At 65.9% G+C, this 15,802-nt stretch carries 14 protein-coding genes; 12 read left to right on the top strand and 2 right to left on the bottom strand.

What is annotated here, in order from left to right:
- Positions 1-7: 7 nt before the first annotated feature.
- From WFI54_RS03495 to WFI54_RS03470, 6 genes are all read left to right on the top strand, one after another.
- Entirely contained in the window at positions 8-499 is a 492-nt protein-coding gene (locus WFI54_RS03495; RefSeq protein WP_336651398.1) for a hypothetical protein, read from the top strand.
- Complete coding sequence (locus WFI54_RS03490; protein ID WP_336651397.1) at positions 499-819, top strand: hypothetical protein; 321 nt, start codon at positions 499-501, stop codon at positions 817-819. Before WFI54_RS03495 ends, WFI54_RS03490 begins: the two co-directional genes overlap by 1 nt.
- A gap of 217 nt (positions 820-1,036) precedes the next feature.
- The gene (gene serA, locus WFI54_RS03485) at positions 1,037-2,629 is read left to right on the top strand and encodes a phosphoglycerate dehydrogenase (protein ID WP_336651396.1); all 1,593 of its coding nucleotides are present in this window, start codon (positions 1,037-1,039) and stop codon (positions 2,627-2,629) included.
- A gap of 326 nt (positions 2,630-2,955) precedes the next feature.
- Positions 2,956-3,435 (top strand): SRPBCC domain-containing protein, encoded by a 480-nt coding sequence (locus tag WFI54_RS03480; RefSeq protein ID WP_336651395.1) that lies wholly within the window; start codon positions 2,956-2,958, stop codon positions 3,433-3,435.
- Between the two features lie 306 nt (positions 3,436-3,741).
- Positions 3,742-5,994: a polyribonucleotide nucleotidyltransferase gene (locus WFI54_RS03475; protein WP_336651394.1), complete on the top strand. Its 2,253-nt coding sequence runs from the start codon at positions 3,742-3,744 to the stop codon at positions 5,992-5,994.
- Positions 5,995-6,172: 178 nt separating this feature from the next.
- On the top strand, positions 6,173-7,567 hold the full coding sequence (locus tag WFI54_RS03470; protein ID WP_336651393.1) for a M16 family metallopeptidase: 1,395 nt from the start codon (positions 6,173-6,175) through the stop codon (positions 7,565-7,567).
- Here WFI54_RS03470 and WFI54_RS03465 read toward each other — a convergent pair.
- Positions 7,548-9,053: a biotin carboxylase gene (locus tag WFI54_RS03465; RefSeq protein ID WP_336651392.1), complete on the bottom strand. Its 1,506-nt coding sequence runs from the start codon at positions 9,051-9,053 to the stop codon at positions 7,548-7,550. The genes WFI54_RS03470 and WFI54_RS03465 overlap by 20 nt on opposite strands.
- A gap of 42 nt (positions 9,054-9,095) precedes the next feature.
- On the opposite strand from WFI54_RS03465, the gene dapB reads away from it, so the two are divergent.
- The 6 genes from dapB to WFI54_RS03435 all read left to right on the top strand — a co-directional run bounded on the left by dapB (position 9,096) and on the right by WFI54_RS03435 (position 14,576).
- On the top strand, positions 9,096-9,842 hold the full coding sequence (gene dapB / locus WFI54_RS03460; protein WP_336651391.1) for a 4-hydroxy-tetrahydrodipicolinate reductase: 747 nt from the start codon (positions 9,096-9,098) through the stop codon (positions 9,840-9,842).
- A complete protein-coding gene (locus tag WFI54_RS03455; RefSeq protein ID WP_336651390.1) occupies positions 9,839-10,300 on the top strand; it encodes a hypothetical protein in 462 nt (153 codons plus the stop codon). Before dapB ends, WFI54_RS03455 begins: the two co-directional genes overlap by 4 nt.
- Before the next feature lie 147 nt (positions 10,301-10,447).
- A complete protein-coding gene (locus WFI54_RS03450; RefSeq protein ID WP_336651389.1) occupies positions 10,448-12,046 on the top strand; it encodes an APC family permease in 1,599 nt (532 codons plus the stop codon).
- A 149-nt stretch (positions 12,047-12,195) separates the two neighbouring features.
- A complete protein-coding gene (locus tag WFI54_RS03445) occupies positions 12,196-13,143 on the top strand; it encodes a GGDEF domain-containing protein (protein WP_336651388.1) in 948 nt (315 codons plus the stop codon).
- A complete protein-coding gene (locus WFI54_RS03440; RefSeq protein WP_336651387.1) occupies positions 13,140-13,949 on the top strand; it encodes a thymidylate synthase in 810 nt (269 codons plus the stop codon). The genes WFI54_RS03445 and WFI54_RS03440 overlap by 4 nt, the downstream gene beginning before the upstream one ends.
- Positions 13,950-13,952: 3 nt before the next feature.
- Complete coding sequence (locus WFI54_RS03435) at positions 13,953-14,576, top strand: dihydrofolate reductase (RefSeq protein ID WP_336651386.1); 624 nt, start codon at positions 13,953-13,955, stop codon at positions 14,574-14,576.
- Positions 14,577-14,816: 240 nt separating this feature from the next.
- Here the strand turns inward: WFI54_RS03435 and WFI54_RS03430 are convergent, their stop codons facing one another.
- Positions 14,817-15,527, bottom strand: a complete 711-nt coding sequence (locus WFI54_RS03430; RefSeq protein ID WP_336651385.1) for a hypothetical protein — start codon at positions 15,525-15,527, stop codon at positions 14,817-14,819.
- Positions 15,528-15,802: the final 275 nt, after the last annotated feature.

Below are 15,802 nucleotides of genomic sequence, written 5' to 3'. Positions count from 1 at the left end.
GGTGGTCATGGCAGAACCAGACGGCGAGGAGCGCGAGAGCGCCATCGCGAGCGGATGGACGGTGCACGCCGATCCGCTTCCCGCAGCGGATCACGCACCCGCAGCAGACGACACCCCGAGCGAAGCCGCGGGCAGCGGAATCGACGACGGCTCAGTCGACGCCGCTGACTCGGAGGCTGACGCACCCCCGGCACAACTGTCGAACGCTGCGCTCGTGCTGCTGGGCGTCTTCGGCGGTCTCTACCTGCTTTACGCCTGGATCTGGCTCAGCTGGGCCCAGTTCTACGCGGGCCAGAACGCCTCGGTTGCAGAATCAAGCGGATCGCTCGGCGCCGTGCTGCAGCAGATCGTGTTCTGGGCGGCTCCGCTCGCCCCGATCCTCTGGTTCGCTGCGGCAATGGTGCTGTGTCGTGGGGCCGGCATGCGACGCCTCACGATCTGGATCGTGATCGGGGCCGTCGTGCTGCTACCCCTGCCCGTCTTCGGAGGAGGAGCCTGATGGTCCGGCGCATCACCGTGTGGGCGGCCGCTGCGCTGCTCACCGCGCTCTACATCTACACCGTCATTGCGGCGATCGGCAACGCCGTGCTGCTGCCGCAGATGGCCGATTCGATGGGGCTCGGCATCTCGGGTGCCGGCTGGTTCTGGCTCGTGTTCGGCATTGCCCTGCCGGTGCTCGTCTACGCGCTCGCCCTGCTGATCGGCAAGGGCCGCACCGCCGGCCCGCGACTGCTCGTGATCGCGGCCGGGCTCGGCCTGGTTGCGGCGGTGCAGCTCGAAGTGCTGCACCTCGTGCCGCAGTCGAGCTTCTTCGGTTAAGCGAGCGGTCGCTTCTCTGCTGATGATGGGATGGCGGATCCGGATCCGCCGCCCCATCCCGGCGCAGCACCGCGATTGCTGCCGCGCGCCCTGATGACGCGGGATGACGCGGGGCGGCTTCGGGCCGCAGCCGAGCTGGTGCGGCAGGATAGGATGGAAATCCGGTTCCGCGTGTCGGGCCGGAAATCTCCTGCCGCTGACCCGAAGGATCCGCTTGATGTCTGCGCCGGTCGTGCTGATCGCCGAACAACTGTCTCCCGCCACCATCGCCGCTCTCGGCCCCGACTTCGAGGTGGTGCACGTCGACGGCACTGATCGCGACGCCCTGCGCGCCGCCCTCGCCACCGCCGACGCGGTGCTCGTGCGCTCGGCCACGCAGATCGACGCGGAAGCGCTCGGCTGGGCCCCCAATCTCAAGGTGGTCGCCCGCGCGGGCGTCGGCCTCGACAACGTCGACATCAAAGCGGCCACGCAGGCCGGCGTGATGGTGGTTAACGCGCCCACCTCCAACATCATCAGCGCAGCAGAACTCACCGTCGCCCACATCCTCGGCCTCGCGAGGCACCTGCCGCGCGCCCACGGCTCGCTCTCGGCCGGCGAATGGAAGCGCTCGTCGTTCACCGGCACCGAGCTGTACGAGAAGACCATCGGCATCGTCGGCCTGGGCCGTATCGGCGCCCTCGTGGCCGAGCGCCTGCGCGGCTTCGGCGTCGAGCTCATCGCCTTCGACCCCTACGTGACCGCGGCCCGCGCTCAGCAGCTCGGCGTGCAGCTCGTGACGCTCGACGAGCTCGTCGAGCGTGCCGACTTCCTCACCATCCACATGCCGCGCACCCCCGAAACGCTCGGCATGATCGGTGCCGAGCAGCTGCGCGCCATGAAGAATACCGCCTACGTGGTGAACGTCGCCCGCGGCGGCCTCATCGACGAGGCCGCGCTCGTCGGCGCGCTCGCAGCCGGTGAGATCGCCGGTGCCGCACTCGACGTCTTCATGCAGGAGCCCCCGGCCGACACCTCGCTCACGGGCCTGCCGAACGTGAACGTGACGCCTCACCTCGGCGCCTCGACCGAAGAGGCTCAGGAGAAGGCGGGCGTCTCGGTCGCGAAGTCGGTGCGTCTCGCCCTCGCCGGCGATCTCGTGCCCGACGCCGTCAACGTCGCGGGCGGTGCCATCGACGAGTATGTGCGCCCCGGCCTGCCGCTCACCGAAAAGCTCGGCCAGGTGTTCGCGGGCCTTGCGGGCACCGCGATCGCGTCGCTCGATATCGAGGTGCACGGTGAACTCTCCGAGCACAACGTCGACGCGCTGCGTCTGGCTGCGCTCAAGGGCATTTTCTCGAAGATCGTGAGCGATCCGGTGTCGTACGTGAATGCACCGCTTCTCGCCGAGCAGCGCGATGTCGAGGTGCGCTTCACCGTTGATGCCGAGTCGGAGAGCTACCGCAACGTCATCACGATCCGCGGATCGCTGACCGATGGCACCCAGATGTCGGTGTCGGGCACGCTCACCGGCCCGAAGCAGATCGAGAAGATCGTGGGCATCAACGGCTACGAGCTCGAACTGCCGCTCTCGGACCACCTCATCGTGTTCAGCTACGTCGACCGCCCCGGCATCGTGGCGGCCTACGGCGGCATCCTGGGCGAGGCCGGCGTGAACATCGCCGGCCTGCAGATCGCGCGCGACGAGAAGAAGGGCACCGCGCTGTCGGTGCTCTCGGTCGACGCCCCCGTGGAGGAGTCGCTCATCGGCGCGCTGCGCGGTGCGATCGGGGCAGAGACCCTCAGCACGATCAGCATCGATGCGCAGTAAGCGCACGAACGGTGCCATCGCGCAGTAGGCGCACGAACGGTGCCGGTGCGCAGTAAGCGCACGAACGGGGCCATCGCGCAGTAGGCGCGTGGTCAGAGGCCCGGGGTTGCCCGCCGCGAGCCGCTATGCAGCCTGCCGTCTCTCGCCTGGCCCCCTGCTGGCCCCGGGATCCACCTCGCCGAGTGGAGGATTTGGCGGCTTAGTAGGCGGGTTGCGGCGCTTTTTTCGCCTCTCGACGGATGCCTCCGTGGGGAAGGAAGCAAGTAGGGGCCGGGAGAGGAAGGTGAGGGGGTGACGCTTGCGCAGCGGCGGCGTAGAGTCGGGGCATGAGTATGGATGACGGCCTCGCCGAACTCGACTTCACCGTGTTCGGCTTCATTGCCCGACCGCCGGCCGAGGTCTACGAGGCTGTGGCCGACCCCGAGATTCTCAGCCGCTACTTCACCACCGGTGGAGCCATCGGCCGCATCGAGACCGGCGCGACGGTGCGCTGGAACTTCGCCGATTCTCCCGGCGCGTTCCCCGTCGAAATCATCGAGGCCGTGCCGCCCGCCCGCATCCGCCTGCGATGGGCGGGAGACTCCGCCGCGACGCTCGACCCGCGGGGCACCGAGGTCGAGTTTGTGTTCCGCTCAGTCGATGACGGCGCACGCACCGAGGTGCGGATCACGGAGCGTGCGTGGCGTTCCACACCGGGCGGTGCAGTGGGGGCCTTCGGCAACTGCATGGGATGGACGGGCATGCTGGCCGCGATGAAGGCCTGGCTGGAGCACGGCATCAATCTGCGCGAGGGCTTCTACAGGTAGCTCGGTGCGGGGCTCGCCGGTGCCCGCCACGGGCCTCGGAGCGGCGAGCGTGCAGAACACACGCGATCCCGAGCCTTTTCAAAGCACCGGTGATAACCTTGGTGTGCGGGCATCTGCCCGCCTCAATGAAGAACCGAGCGCGTCGGTCGGCGGGCTGGTCTTCGGTGGTGGATCCCCCCGCCGGCCCCTGCGCGGGCCGCAGAACCGGGGTGGTCTTCTACTGAACATCAGCACCCGGGTCTGCGCAGCACCGCTCGCAGCGTCTCGAGCTGCCGCCACGCGCTCTCGCAAGTGAATGGAGAACCCGTGGAGGGTCCTGAAATCAAGTTCGCCGAGGCCGTGCTCGACAACGGCAAGTTCGGCAAGCGCACCATCCGTTTCGAGGCCGGTCGCCTCGCGCAGCAGGCGCAGGGCGCCGTCGCCGCATACCTCGACGAGGAGACGATGCTCCTCTCGGCCACCAGCGCATCGAAGCAGCCGAAGGATCACTTCGACTTCTTCCCGCTGACCGTCGACGTCGAAGAGCGCTCGTACGCCGCAGGCAAGATCCCCGGCTCGTTCTTCCGCCGCGAGGGCCGCCCCTCGACCGAGGCGATCCTCGTCTGCCGCCTCATCGACCGCCCGCTGCGCCCGTCGTTCGTCGACGGCCTCCGCAACGAGGTGCAGATCGTTGTCACCGTGCTGTCGATCGCTCCCGGCGAGTTCTACGACGCGCTCGCGATCAACGCCGCATCGGCGTCGACCCAGATCTCGGGCCTGCCCTTCTCCGGCCCGATCGCAGGCGTGCGCCTCGCGCTCATCGGCGACCAGTGGGTGGCATTCCCCAACGCCGAACAGCTGCAGGAGGCCGTCTTCGACCTGATGGTCGCCGGTCGCGTGATCACCAAGGCCGACGGCACCGAAGATGTCGCGATCATGATGGTCGAGGCCGAGGCCACCGAGGGCTCCTGGAACCTTATCCAGGCCGGCGCCACGAAGCCCGATGAGGCCGTCGTCGCCCAGGGCCTCGAAGCCGCGAAGCCCTTCCTCACCCAGCTGGTGAAGGCGCAGGAGCAGCTCGCCGCGCAGTCCGCAAAGGAGGTCCAGGAGTACCCCGTATTCCTGCCCTACACCGACGAGGCCTACGCCGCTGTCGCCGAGCTCGCCGAGGCCGAGCTCACCGCGATCTACCAGATCGCCGACAAGCAGGAGCGCCAGGACGCCGACGACGCGCTGAAGAGCCGCGTCAAGGAGGCCATCGCAGCCAAGATCGAGGCCGGCGAACTGCCTGCCACGATCGAGGGCCAGGTGTCTGCCGCCTACAAGTCGGTCACCAAGAAGATCGTGCGCGGTCGCATCCTGTCTGAGGGCGCCCGCATCGACGGTCGCGGTCTGCGCGACATCCGTGCGCTCGACGCCGAGGTCCAGGTGATCCCGCGCGTGCACGGTTCGGCGATCTTCCAGCGCGGAGAGACCCAGATCCTGGGCGTCTCCACGCTGAACATGCTGAAGATGGAGCAGCAGATCGATTCGCTGTCGCCCACCAGCAGCAAGCGCTACATGCACCACTACAACTTCCCGCCCTACTCGACTGGTGAGACGGGCCGCGTTGGCAGCCCCAAGCGCCGCGAGATCGGCCATGGCTTCCTCGCCGAGCGCGCGCTCGTGCCGGTGCTGCCCAGCCGCGAGGAGTTCCCCTACGCGATCCGCCAGGTGAGCGAGGCGCTCAGCTCGAACGGTTCGACCTCGATGGGCTCGGTCTGCGCTTCGACGCTGTCGCTGCTCAACGCCGGCGTACCGCTGCGCGCGCCCGTCGCAGGCATCGCCATGGGTCTCGTCTCCGACGAGGTCGACGGTGAGACCCGCTACGCAACCCTCACCGACATCCTCGGTGCCGAAGACGCACTGGGCGACATGGACTTCAAGGTCGCAGGCACCTCGGAGTTCGTGACCGCGCTGCAGCTCGACACCAAGCTCGACGGTATCCCCAGCGACGTGCTCGCTGGTGCGCTGTCGCAGGCAAAGGAAGCTCGCACCACCATCCTCGACGTGCTCTCGCAGGCGATCGACACCCCCGACGAGATGGCGCCCACAGCGCCCCGCGTCATCACGGTGAACATCCCCGTCGACAAGATCGGCGAGCTGATCGGCCCCAAGGGCAAGACGATCAACGGCATCCAGGACGAGACCGGCGCCGACATCTCGATCGACGACGACGGCACCGTGTACATCGGCGCCGTCGACGGCCCCTCCGCTGAGGCCGCTCGCGCCCAGGTCAACGCCATCGCGAACCCGCAGAACCCTGAGGTGGGCGAGCAGTACCTCGGCACCGTGGTGAAGAACGCCGCCTTCGGCGCCTTCGTGTCGCTGCTTCCCGGCAAGGACGGTCTGCTGCACATCAGCGAGGTGCGCAAGCTCGCCGGTGGCAAGCGTGTCGAGAGCGTTGACGATGTGCTTTCCGTCGGTCAGAAGATCCTCGTGAAGATCACGAAGGTCGATGATCGTGGCAAGCTCTCGCTCGAGCCGGTGCTCGAAGAGTCCGCCGCTGAGGCCCCCGCTGAGGAGGCCGCTGCAGAGTAACCCTCTGCGGCCCGGCAGTGCCGGTGCGGATCACGAAGCGCCCGTCGAGCTCAGGCTCGGCGGGCGCTTCCGTGTTGATGGGGGAGTGAGGCGCTGCTGAGAGGCGGTTCTTCGCCATTCTCGGCGACGTGCAGCCTGGGCGGCAGAGGTGCGGTGCACGAGGGCATAGGCTGTCAGGATGCGCGAACCCATTCTGCTGCCGCTTGATCAGCCGGAACTCGAAACCGATCTCGCCGGAGGCGTCGTGCGGCGCACTGTGCACCCCAGTGGCCTGCGCGTGCTCACTGAGCGCATGCCGAGCGCCCGCAGCGCCTCTATCGGCTTCTGGGTGGGCGTCGGTTCGCGCGACGAGCAGGGCGAGCGCGATGACGCTCCCGGCAGTCTCGGCTCGACACATTTCCTGGAGCACCTGCTGTTCAAGGGCACGCCGACACGCGACGCCTACTCGATCGCTACCAGCTTCGACCGCATCGGGGCCGAACACAACGCGCTTACGGCCAAGGAGTACACCTGCTACTACGCGAAGGTGCGTGACGCCGATCTGGAGGGTGCGGTGACCGTGCTCGCCGACATGGTGACGAGCTCGGTGCTCGACGTCGACGAGTTCGAGATGGAGCGGGGTGTGATCCTCGAGGAGCTCGCGATGGCCGCTGATGATCTCGCCGACGTCGCGAACGAGCGGTTCTTCGAGGCGGTGATGGGGGAGCACCCGCTCGGCCGCCCCATCGGAGGCCTGCCCGAAACCATCCGTGCCGCTCGACGAGACGACGTCGCGTCGCACTACCGTCACCGCTACGACCCCAGCACGCTCGTCATCACGGCTGCCGGGGCCGTCGACCACGACAAGCTCGTGGAGCAGGTGCTCTCGGCCCTCGATCTCTCGCCTGAAGATCGCTGGCACACGGGCCGTTCGGCGCTTCCGGTGCGCCGCGTGCAGGCAGGGGCGGCGGATCGCGCGGCCTCGCTCGCGTCGCTTGCCGAGCGCGGCACCGAGCCGAGCGTGCACATCACTGCGCGTCCGAGCGAGCAGATCAATCTACTGATCGGCGCTGAGGGTCTGCGCGCCAATGATCCGCGTCGATTCGCCTTCGGTGTCATGAACTCGGTGCTGGGCGGGGGCATGTCGAGCAGGCTCTTCCAGGAAATCCGTGAGAAGCGCGGCCTGGCCTACACGGCGTACTCGTTCGGCGCGAGCTACAGCGATGCCGGCCTCTTCGGGATGTACGCCGGTTGCGCGCCCGAGAGGGCCTCAGAGGTGGTGGAGCTGAGCCGTCTCGAACTGCAGCGGATCGCAGAGAGCGGCATCACCGAGGAAGAGCGCGAACGTGCGCTCGGGCAGATTGCGGGGTCGTCGGCGCTCGCGCTCGAAGACAGCGATACCCGTATGGGACGTCTCGCACGGGCGGAGCTCGGCAGCGGTGAGCTGTACGATCTCGACGCCTCGCTGGAGCGCTTCGCAGCGGTGACCGCAGACGACATCCGTGCTATCGCCGCCGATCTTGCGGCTCGTCCGCTCACGATTGTGGCCGTGGGCGACACGGCGAGGTCGACGCTCAGCGCGACCGCTGAGTGATCTCCCGCAGCTTGCGCATGCCGGCGCGCCAGTACACCTTGGCCGTCGGCACGCGCGTGCCGCGGTAGAGTCCCTGCACCGCCGGGATGAGGCGCTTCGTGGGTTCGGTGAGGGCGTAATGCTGCTCCTGCGCGCGAGTGCGGGTGATGAGCATGCCGAGGTCGAGGCCGCGTCCGCGGTAGTCGCCGACGCCCACGGCGCGCATCCAGAAGACTTCGTCGGGCGACTGGAGCGCCTGCCAGTCGAGGTCTGCCGCGATGAAGTCGAGGCGGGAGCCGTCCTGCGATACCCGGTAGCGCCCGGTGCTGGGGGCCTCCACGACGCGGTCGGTGTCGGGGCCGGGGTACTGGATCACGAGTGTGCTCCAGGTCTCGTTGTCGAGCGCGGCAGCGCGCTCCGCCTTGATCTGTGCGAGGTCGAGGTCGAAGTCGACGTCTGAGAACTCGAGCACGTGGTAGGCGAAGAGCGGCAGTGTGGTGTCGTGCGGGGTGAGGTTCGAGTGCGGTGACGATCCGCTGATCCGCGGGTTCAGTTCACCGAGATACACCTCGTCGGTGTCGGTGTCGAGCAGCACGCTCACCTCGAGAATGCCACGGTAGCCCTCTGCGGCGAGACGGTTGCAGAAGCGTTCGACGAGGTCGAGGGTGCGGTTGCGGGCGTCGTCGCCGAGTAGGGAGGGGTAGAGTTCGCTGCCGGCCCAGCCGCCGCGGTACGCGGTCAGCTCGGGGTGGCCGGTGATCTCGCGCAGCACCGGGCCGGTGACGGTGCCGGCGGCGGTGATCACGGCCTCCACGGCAAGCGGTAGGTGCGCGATGCGTCGCATCACCTTGATGTCGGGGCCTGTGATCGCGGCTGCGACGCGTTCGTAGTCGGCGTGCGAGGAGACGAAGTAGGTGGTGCGGCCGGAATCGCCGTAGGGGAGCTGGATCACCAGGTGCTCGCCAAGCCCGGCGTCGCGTGCCTGGCTGCGCAGGTCGTCCCAGCCGGTGATCGTGGTGAGGATGTTGGGCACGCTGAACGCGCCCGCGTCGTTGCCGAGCTGCGTGGTGGAGATCTTGGAGTCGAGGCGGCTGCGCAGGGCGACCTCGGGCATCGCGATATCGTAGCCGAGTTCGCGGCAGATGCGCTCGCTGCGCTCATCGAACATTGCCATCACGATCTTCGGGCGCAGGCCGGCGGGGGTCTGCTCGGCGATGTAGCGCTGCACCTGTTCGTTGCTGAGCAACCAGTTGACGATGTTGATGTTGCCGCGGGGTTCGATGTCGGGCACGTTCGTGGGGGCGAAGGCTCGCGGGTGGGCGCCGTCCCAGGAGTCGCGCAGCGAGATGTAGCGGAACCCACCGACCCAGCGGTCGACGCCGAGCAGGTTCGTCGCGGATCGGCTCACGTAGAAGAAGGGTTGCGGGTCGTTCCGCAGGTGCTCCGTGATCTCTGCGAGGGATGTGAGGCGGGGGCGCGAGGGGGAAGAACCGGGAGCCGTCGTCATACTTCGAGGGTACCCCAGTCGAACTTCGGTACCCTAGGAGGCATGTCTGCGAGCGTTGCGGTGGCGGGTGCCACCGGCCGTCTGGGGTCCCTCGTCTGCCGAGTGGTGGAGGAGCACCCCGCTTTCGAGCTTGTCGCTCGGCTGACCAGTGCGTCTGAGCCTGAGGCGGGTGCTGAGGCCGAGATCCTCATCGATGTCAGCCACCCCGATGCCTCGCCTGCCATTGTGGAGCGTGCGCTGGCGCGGGGGCAGCGCGTCATCGTCGGCACGAGCGGTTGGTCGGCGGATCGCCTCGCCGAGCTGGGCAAGCGCCTTGCCGGCCTGCCCGATGCTGGCGTGATCGTGGTGCCGAATTTCTCACTGGGCTCGGTGATCGGCACGGCGCTCGCGCGTATCGCGGCACCCTATTTTGACGCTGTCGAGGTTGTTGAGGCGCACCACCCCGCGAAGGTCGATTCGCCGTCGGGTACGGCGGTGCGCACTGCTGAGCTGATGGCTGAGGCTCGCGAGGGCCGCCCCTTCGAGGCGCCGTTCGCCGAGCAGCCGGCGCGTGGGCAGCTTGTCGCGGGAATCCCGGTGCACAGTTTGCGGCTTGCCGGTGTGGTCGCGAAACAGGAGGTGCGGTTCGGCGGGCCTGGCGAGGTGCTCACCGTCACCCATGACACCCACTCGAACGAGGCGTATCGCGCGGGGATCCGCGCAGCGCTCGAAGCCGTCGGCGAAGCTCGTGGGCTCACGGTCGGTCTTGACAGCGTGCTCGGCATCGGCGTGCTCGGAGCCAACGCATGAGCCCTCGGGCGCGGTCTGTGCTGGGCGTCGCGGTGATGAGCGTGCTGTTGGTGCTCTACTTCGTGTTCGCGGGTGTTCGCGCGGTAGCCCTGCTCGCTTCTCAGGAGCCGATCCCGGTGGTGATGGGTGCGGCGATGCTGATCCTGCCGCTGATTGGCGTGTGGGCGCTCGTGCGCGAGCTGCAGTTCGGGCGCAGCGCGACGAGGCTCGCCGACAGGCTCGCCGCTGAGGGTGTCCTTCCCGAGGAGCCCGTCGCCACGCACCCATCAGGGCGCCCTGTGCGCGAGGATGCCGACGCGGCGTTCCCGCGTTACCGCGACGAGGCTGAGGCGAATCCGGCCTCGTGGCGGGCGTGGATGCGGCTGGGCATCGTGTACGACGCCTGCGGTGATCGACGACGCGCAAGAGGGGCGATCCGACAAGCAATCTCCCTGGAACGCGACGAAATTCGTAGGTGATCCGTGCAGGGTTAGGGAATTCCGAACTTCCGGCCTACAATCGTCCGCGGACGGCAGCAGGACGGGGCCCGGATGACCCCGCGATCATCCTGCCGCCGAATGCGCGAACACGCTACGGTGCGTGGGAAAGCAACGGTGAAGAACACTATGGCCAAGTACGACCTGACGGCCGCCGAACCAGCGACGCGAACGCTGGATTCGGTGACGGGAATCAGCAAGAAGGGGCTCCCCTCGGGAACGGTGGGGGTGCTCGGTGCCCTCGTTATCGGACTCTCCACCTGCGCCCCGGCCTACACGCTGACCTCGGCGGTCGGCCCGGCTGCGAGCGAGGTCGGCTATCAGACCCCGGCTATCTTCCTCATGGGGTTCATCCCGATGCTGCTCGTCGCACTCGGCTACCGCGCCCTCAACTCGGCGATGCCCGACTCGGGAACCTCCTTCACCTGGGCAGCCCGCGCCTTCGGCCCCTGGGTGGGCTGGATGGCGGGCTGGGGCCTGATCGCCGCCACCGTGCTCGTGCTCTCAAACCTCGCCGGTATCGCCGTCGAGTTCCTCTTCCAGTCGATCAGTATCGTCGCCGATGATCCCTCGATCGCCGACCTCGCGAGCAACCGCCTCATCAACATCGCTGTCTGTCTCGGCTTCATGGCAATCGCCACGTTCATCTCCTACCGCGGCATGACCTCCACCAAGATCTTCCAGTACGTCACCGTCGCCTTCCAGATGATCGTGCTCGTCTGGTTCATCATCGCGATGTTCATCGGTGCGGGCGACTCCGCCAACACCGAGGGCCGCATGCCAGAACTCTCGTGGTTCAACCCGCTCGAGGTCGACAGCTTCAGCGCCTTCGCAGCCGGTATTGCCGTGTCGATCTTCGTCTACTGGGGATGGGACACCGTGCTCACCATGGGCGAGGAGACGAAGCCCTCTAAGGGACGCCTCTCGACTGAGAGCAAGGCTGCCACGATCCTCGTGCTCATCCTCGTCGTGCTCTACGTCGGCACCGCCGCCGCCACCGTCGCCTACGCAGGCATCGGCGACGGCCCCACCGGCCTCGGCAACCCCGACATCGCCGAGAACGTGTTCGCCGCGCTCGCGCACCCGGTGATGGGACCCGCCGCGATCCTGCTCTCGCTCGCGATCCTCGTCAGCGCCATGGCCTCGATCAACTCGACCGCGATCTCGCCGGCCCGCACGCTGCTGGCGATGTCGCACTACCGCGCGCTGCCCGCTTCGATCAAGCGCATCCACCCCAAATACAAGTCGCCCTACGTGGCGCTCATGTGGTCGTCGATCGTTGCATCGGCCTTCTACGCCGTCATGCGCTTCATCAGCGAAGACGTGCTGTGGGACACCATCACGGCGCTCGGCATGATGGTGTGCTTCTACTACGGCATCACCGCCCTCGCGAGCCCCTGGTACTTCCGCAAGGCGGCGCTCAAGGAGGGTCTCGGTTCGGTCATCTCGAAGATCGTGCTGCCCGGCATCGGCGGCGTGCTGCTGCTGATCGTGTTCGTGCAGACCACGATCGACAGCATGAACCCGAGCTTCGGATCGGGCAGCAACATCGGCGGAATCGGCCTCGTCGGCATCATCGGTGTGGCTGTGCTCGGCATCGGCGTGGTGCTCATGCTGCTGCAGGCGCGCGTGGCTCCCGACTTCTTCAAGGGCCGCGTGCTCGCGAAGGCCGACGCCAGCAACGACACCTCGGCGCTGCAGGTCTTCGATGACGGGCTCGGTTCGTAGCTGCCGCCCTGCCGCAACGCACCGGAACGGAGCATGTCCGCAATCTGTACAGGATCACGGACATGCTCCGTTCTGCGATACCCTTCGGATTTGCAGGCTGCGAGTCGGTAGGATTCACAACGGAGGGCAGGGGGAGGAACGTGTTGCGGATGAGGAAGCAGAACGATCGCTCGCTCGCTGCCGCCTCCTTCTACTTCGCCGGCGGACTGTTCCCGCTGCTGAACGCGACGATATTCCGTCTCACGGCCGGTCCGCGCTACGACCTGCTGGTGATCGCTGTGCTCTCTTTCAGTGCGGCTCTCGGTATCCTCATCATCGGAGATCGCTTCTCAAGAATCGCGGCAGGTGTCGTCATGAGTCTGCCGCTCTTGACTGCCGTTCCGAACGTGCTGTTTTCATCCCATGAACTGCGTGTGCTGTCGCTGGGCTTCCTGTTCTTTCCCTACTTCATCTTCCTCGTCTGGTTCTTGCCGATCTGGTTCGCCCGGTTGCTGGGCTACAGTTGGCTGGCGCTCTTCTGCGGGGCCGTCATCGTAAAGTATGGGCTGGACCCGGCGGCAGTCCTGCTCGTATTGGTTGTGAGCGGCGCTACCCTCGGTGAGCTCGTGCACCGGTTTAAGCGGCGGCTTGAGCGCGAAGCGATCACCGATTCGCTCTGCAACGTGTGGAACCGACGAGGTTTCGAGTACCTGCTCTCGAAAGCTGTGGCTGTGGCCGAACGCAACGAGCGTCCGCTGGCGCTCGTCTATCTCGATATTGACAATTTCAAAGCCATCAACGACGGCCGTGGGCATGTTGTCGGTGATCAGATGCTGCGCAGTTTCGCCCGAGACATCGATGAACGCATCCGTACCGAAGACGTGTTCGCGCGCTTCGGCGGCGACGAGTTTGCGCTGCTGCTGATCGACTGCGATGCCCGACAGGCGAGGGAATCAGCCGAGCGGCTCAGGAACGAGGTGTTCACCCCAACCTGGTCGTACGGGATCGCCCAGTGGCAGCCGGGTGAGACGCCGAAAGAGTTCATTTCTCGCGCCGACCTCAGCATGCTCGCCGACAAGCAGCGCCGCAAGGTTGCCGCGCTAGACTCGTCAGCGTGACTGCGAACGCGATCCCGACCCCGTACGAAGACCTGCTGCGCGAGGTCTACGAGCATGGCACCCCCAAGAGCGACCGCACCGGAACTGGCACTCGCAGCCTCTTCGGCCGTCAGATTCGCTTCGATCTTGCAGAGTCGTTCCCGCTGATCACCACGAAGCGTGTGCACTTCAAATCGGTGGCCGTCGAACTGCTGTGGTTCTTGCGCGGCGAGGGCAACATCGGCTTCCTCCGTGAGCACGGCGTTACGATCTGGGATGAGTGGGCTGACGAGCACGGCGATCTCGGTCCCGTCTACGGCGTGCAGTGGCGCTCCTGGCCCACCCCGAACGGCGAACACATTGACCAGATTGCGCGGGTCGTCGAGCAGCTGCGATCCGACCCCGATTCGCGTCGCATCATTGTGTCAGCCTGGAACGTCGCCGAGCTCGACCAGATGGCGCTCGCACCCTGCCACGCCTTCTTCCAGTTCTACGTGGCCGACGGCAAGCTCTCCTGTCAGCTCTACCAGCGATCCGCCGACATGTTCCTCGGCGTGCCCTTCAATATCGCAAGCTACGCGCTGCTCACCCTCATGGTCGCGCAGCAGACCGGGCTTGAACCCGGCGAATTCGTGTGGACGGGCGGCGACTGCCACATCTACGACAATCACCTCGAGCAGGTCGAACGGCAGCTCGCCCGCGAGCCCTTCCCCTACCCCCGCATCGAGATCCGCAAGGCCGATTCGATACTCGACTACACCCTCGACGACTTCGAGATCGTCGGTTACGAGCATCACCCCGGCATCAAAGCGCCTGTGGCGGTGTGAGGCGTGACGTACGCTGACCGCCTGCGAGCCGACCTCAGCGACAGCATCGGTGCGGGCGTCGGTATGATCTGGGCCGAGGCCCGGGGCGGCGCCATCGGTCGAGACGGCACGATGCCCTGGCATCTGCCCGAAGATCTCGCCCACTTCAAGCACACCACCTGGGGCGCGCCCGTCATCATGGGCCGCCGCACGTGGGAGTCGTTGCCCGAACGCTTCAGACCGCTTCCGGGCCGCGAAAACGTTGTGGTGACGCGCGCGGGAGACCTCGAAACGCCCGGGGCGACCGCAGTGGCGTCGCTCGAAGCAGCGATCGAGCGCACCCGAGGTCGTGTGCGCGACGAGTACGAGGCGCACCTCAGCCGGATCGCCGATGATCCCGGCACAACGTGCCAGGATCCGGGCACCTGGCCGACCAGGGCCGCATGGATCATGGGTGGCGGGCAGTTGTACCGTGCGGCCATGCCGTTCGCCGACGAACTCGTGGTGACGCGAATCGAACTCGACGTGCCCGACGCCGACACTTTCGCGCCCGAAATCGGGCCCGACTGGCGGCTCGCAGACCCAGGCACACCGCTCGTATCGACGACCGGTCTCGGCTACCGTTTCGAGCGCTGGCTGCGCCGCTGACATCGATGCACGGGCCCGTGTCGGCGGAGTCCCTACGTCTTGGCGAACCCAACGCCTTTCCGCTTGATCTCGGACTATGCAGTTCCGCCTGCGGTCAGCCAGCTGAACTTGTGTTCAATGGAGTTCTGAATGGCGCAAGGTTGTGGGGTGCATAGAAGCGCCCCGACAGAACATCGGGGCGCTTCCGTAAAGCTCATCTTGCGCGTTCGCTAGGTCTCAGACTGAGGTGTTTATGCTGCGTCACACATTGTTACACCACGTTCTACTTGAGGGAAAGGCCGTGATTGTGGTCAGGTTATTCATCGAAATTACACCTTCGGCTCTGAAGCTGTATTTGACAGCGCCCGTAGAGCTATCCACGAGTCCAAATTGAACGTTGGCACAGGCCTTATTGCTCGCTGGGTTATTGCTGGTCCCTGCGGGGCCGCTCACTGCATTGACAAGTGCCATGAACATTAGGTCGTCCCACGTATTGATCATGTAAGTTGTCTTCTTCCAGCCAGTAGCCTCCGCGTTCGCTAGAACCGTCTCCCAGTGGGACCTGTGGTTCTGTGTAATGTGCTTGTAGCCATAGCCCTCCGTGCCGCACTTGAGCGTGACCATTGTGGCTGATCCGGGAGCGTTGATCCACCCATATTGTTTGAGGACGAAGCCAGAATTGTTAAATGAGTAGCACTGGCTCCACTGATTGAAGTCGATGAGATATGGAGCAAGAGCGTCTTCTTGCGGTGCAAGTCCTCCCAGAGGCGGAGTCTCAACTGGAGTTTGCGTGCCATCCTCAGCGAGAACGACAAGGCGGATGTCTTGAGTGTGCTCGGGTGTGGGGCTGGTCTGATCGTCTGAGAGGGCGTGCGCCGCGGAAGAGTCCAGGGCGGAAAGTCCATATGCCATGAAGAGGCAAAGGGCCATGAGTGAAATGCTTCTAGTGAAATATGAGACAAATTGCTTCATTGCAACCTCTTTTTTACTATTTCATTTAAGTAGGTAAACAATCAAAAGTTAACGTGTTAACTAGGTTTTTCCTAGTAATCGAGTGTTCGAAAGGCGCGGACGGCGCGCTTCTCCTGGCCGCATTGATGGCCGGCTTCGAGGCGGCTATTCCTCTGCTCGTGTGGTTCAGGCCTGGCGGTGCAGTTCATGACTGGTGTTCGAGCAACCCAAGCCGTTCCGATCTCCGCTCGACGCATTGAGTGCTTTCAGTTCGATCTGCTTCTAAACGCGCTTAA

The organism is Leucobacter sp. MMO-125, from assembly GCF_037148395.1.
Classification (GTDB): domain Bacteria; phylum Actinomycetota; class Actinomycetes; order Actinomycetales; family Microbacteriaceae; genus Leucobacter.
This window is presented reverse-complemented; position numbering and strand designations above follow the sequence as displayed.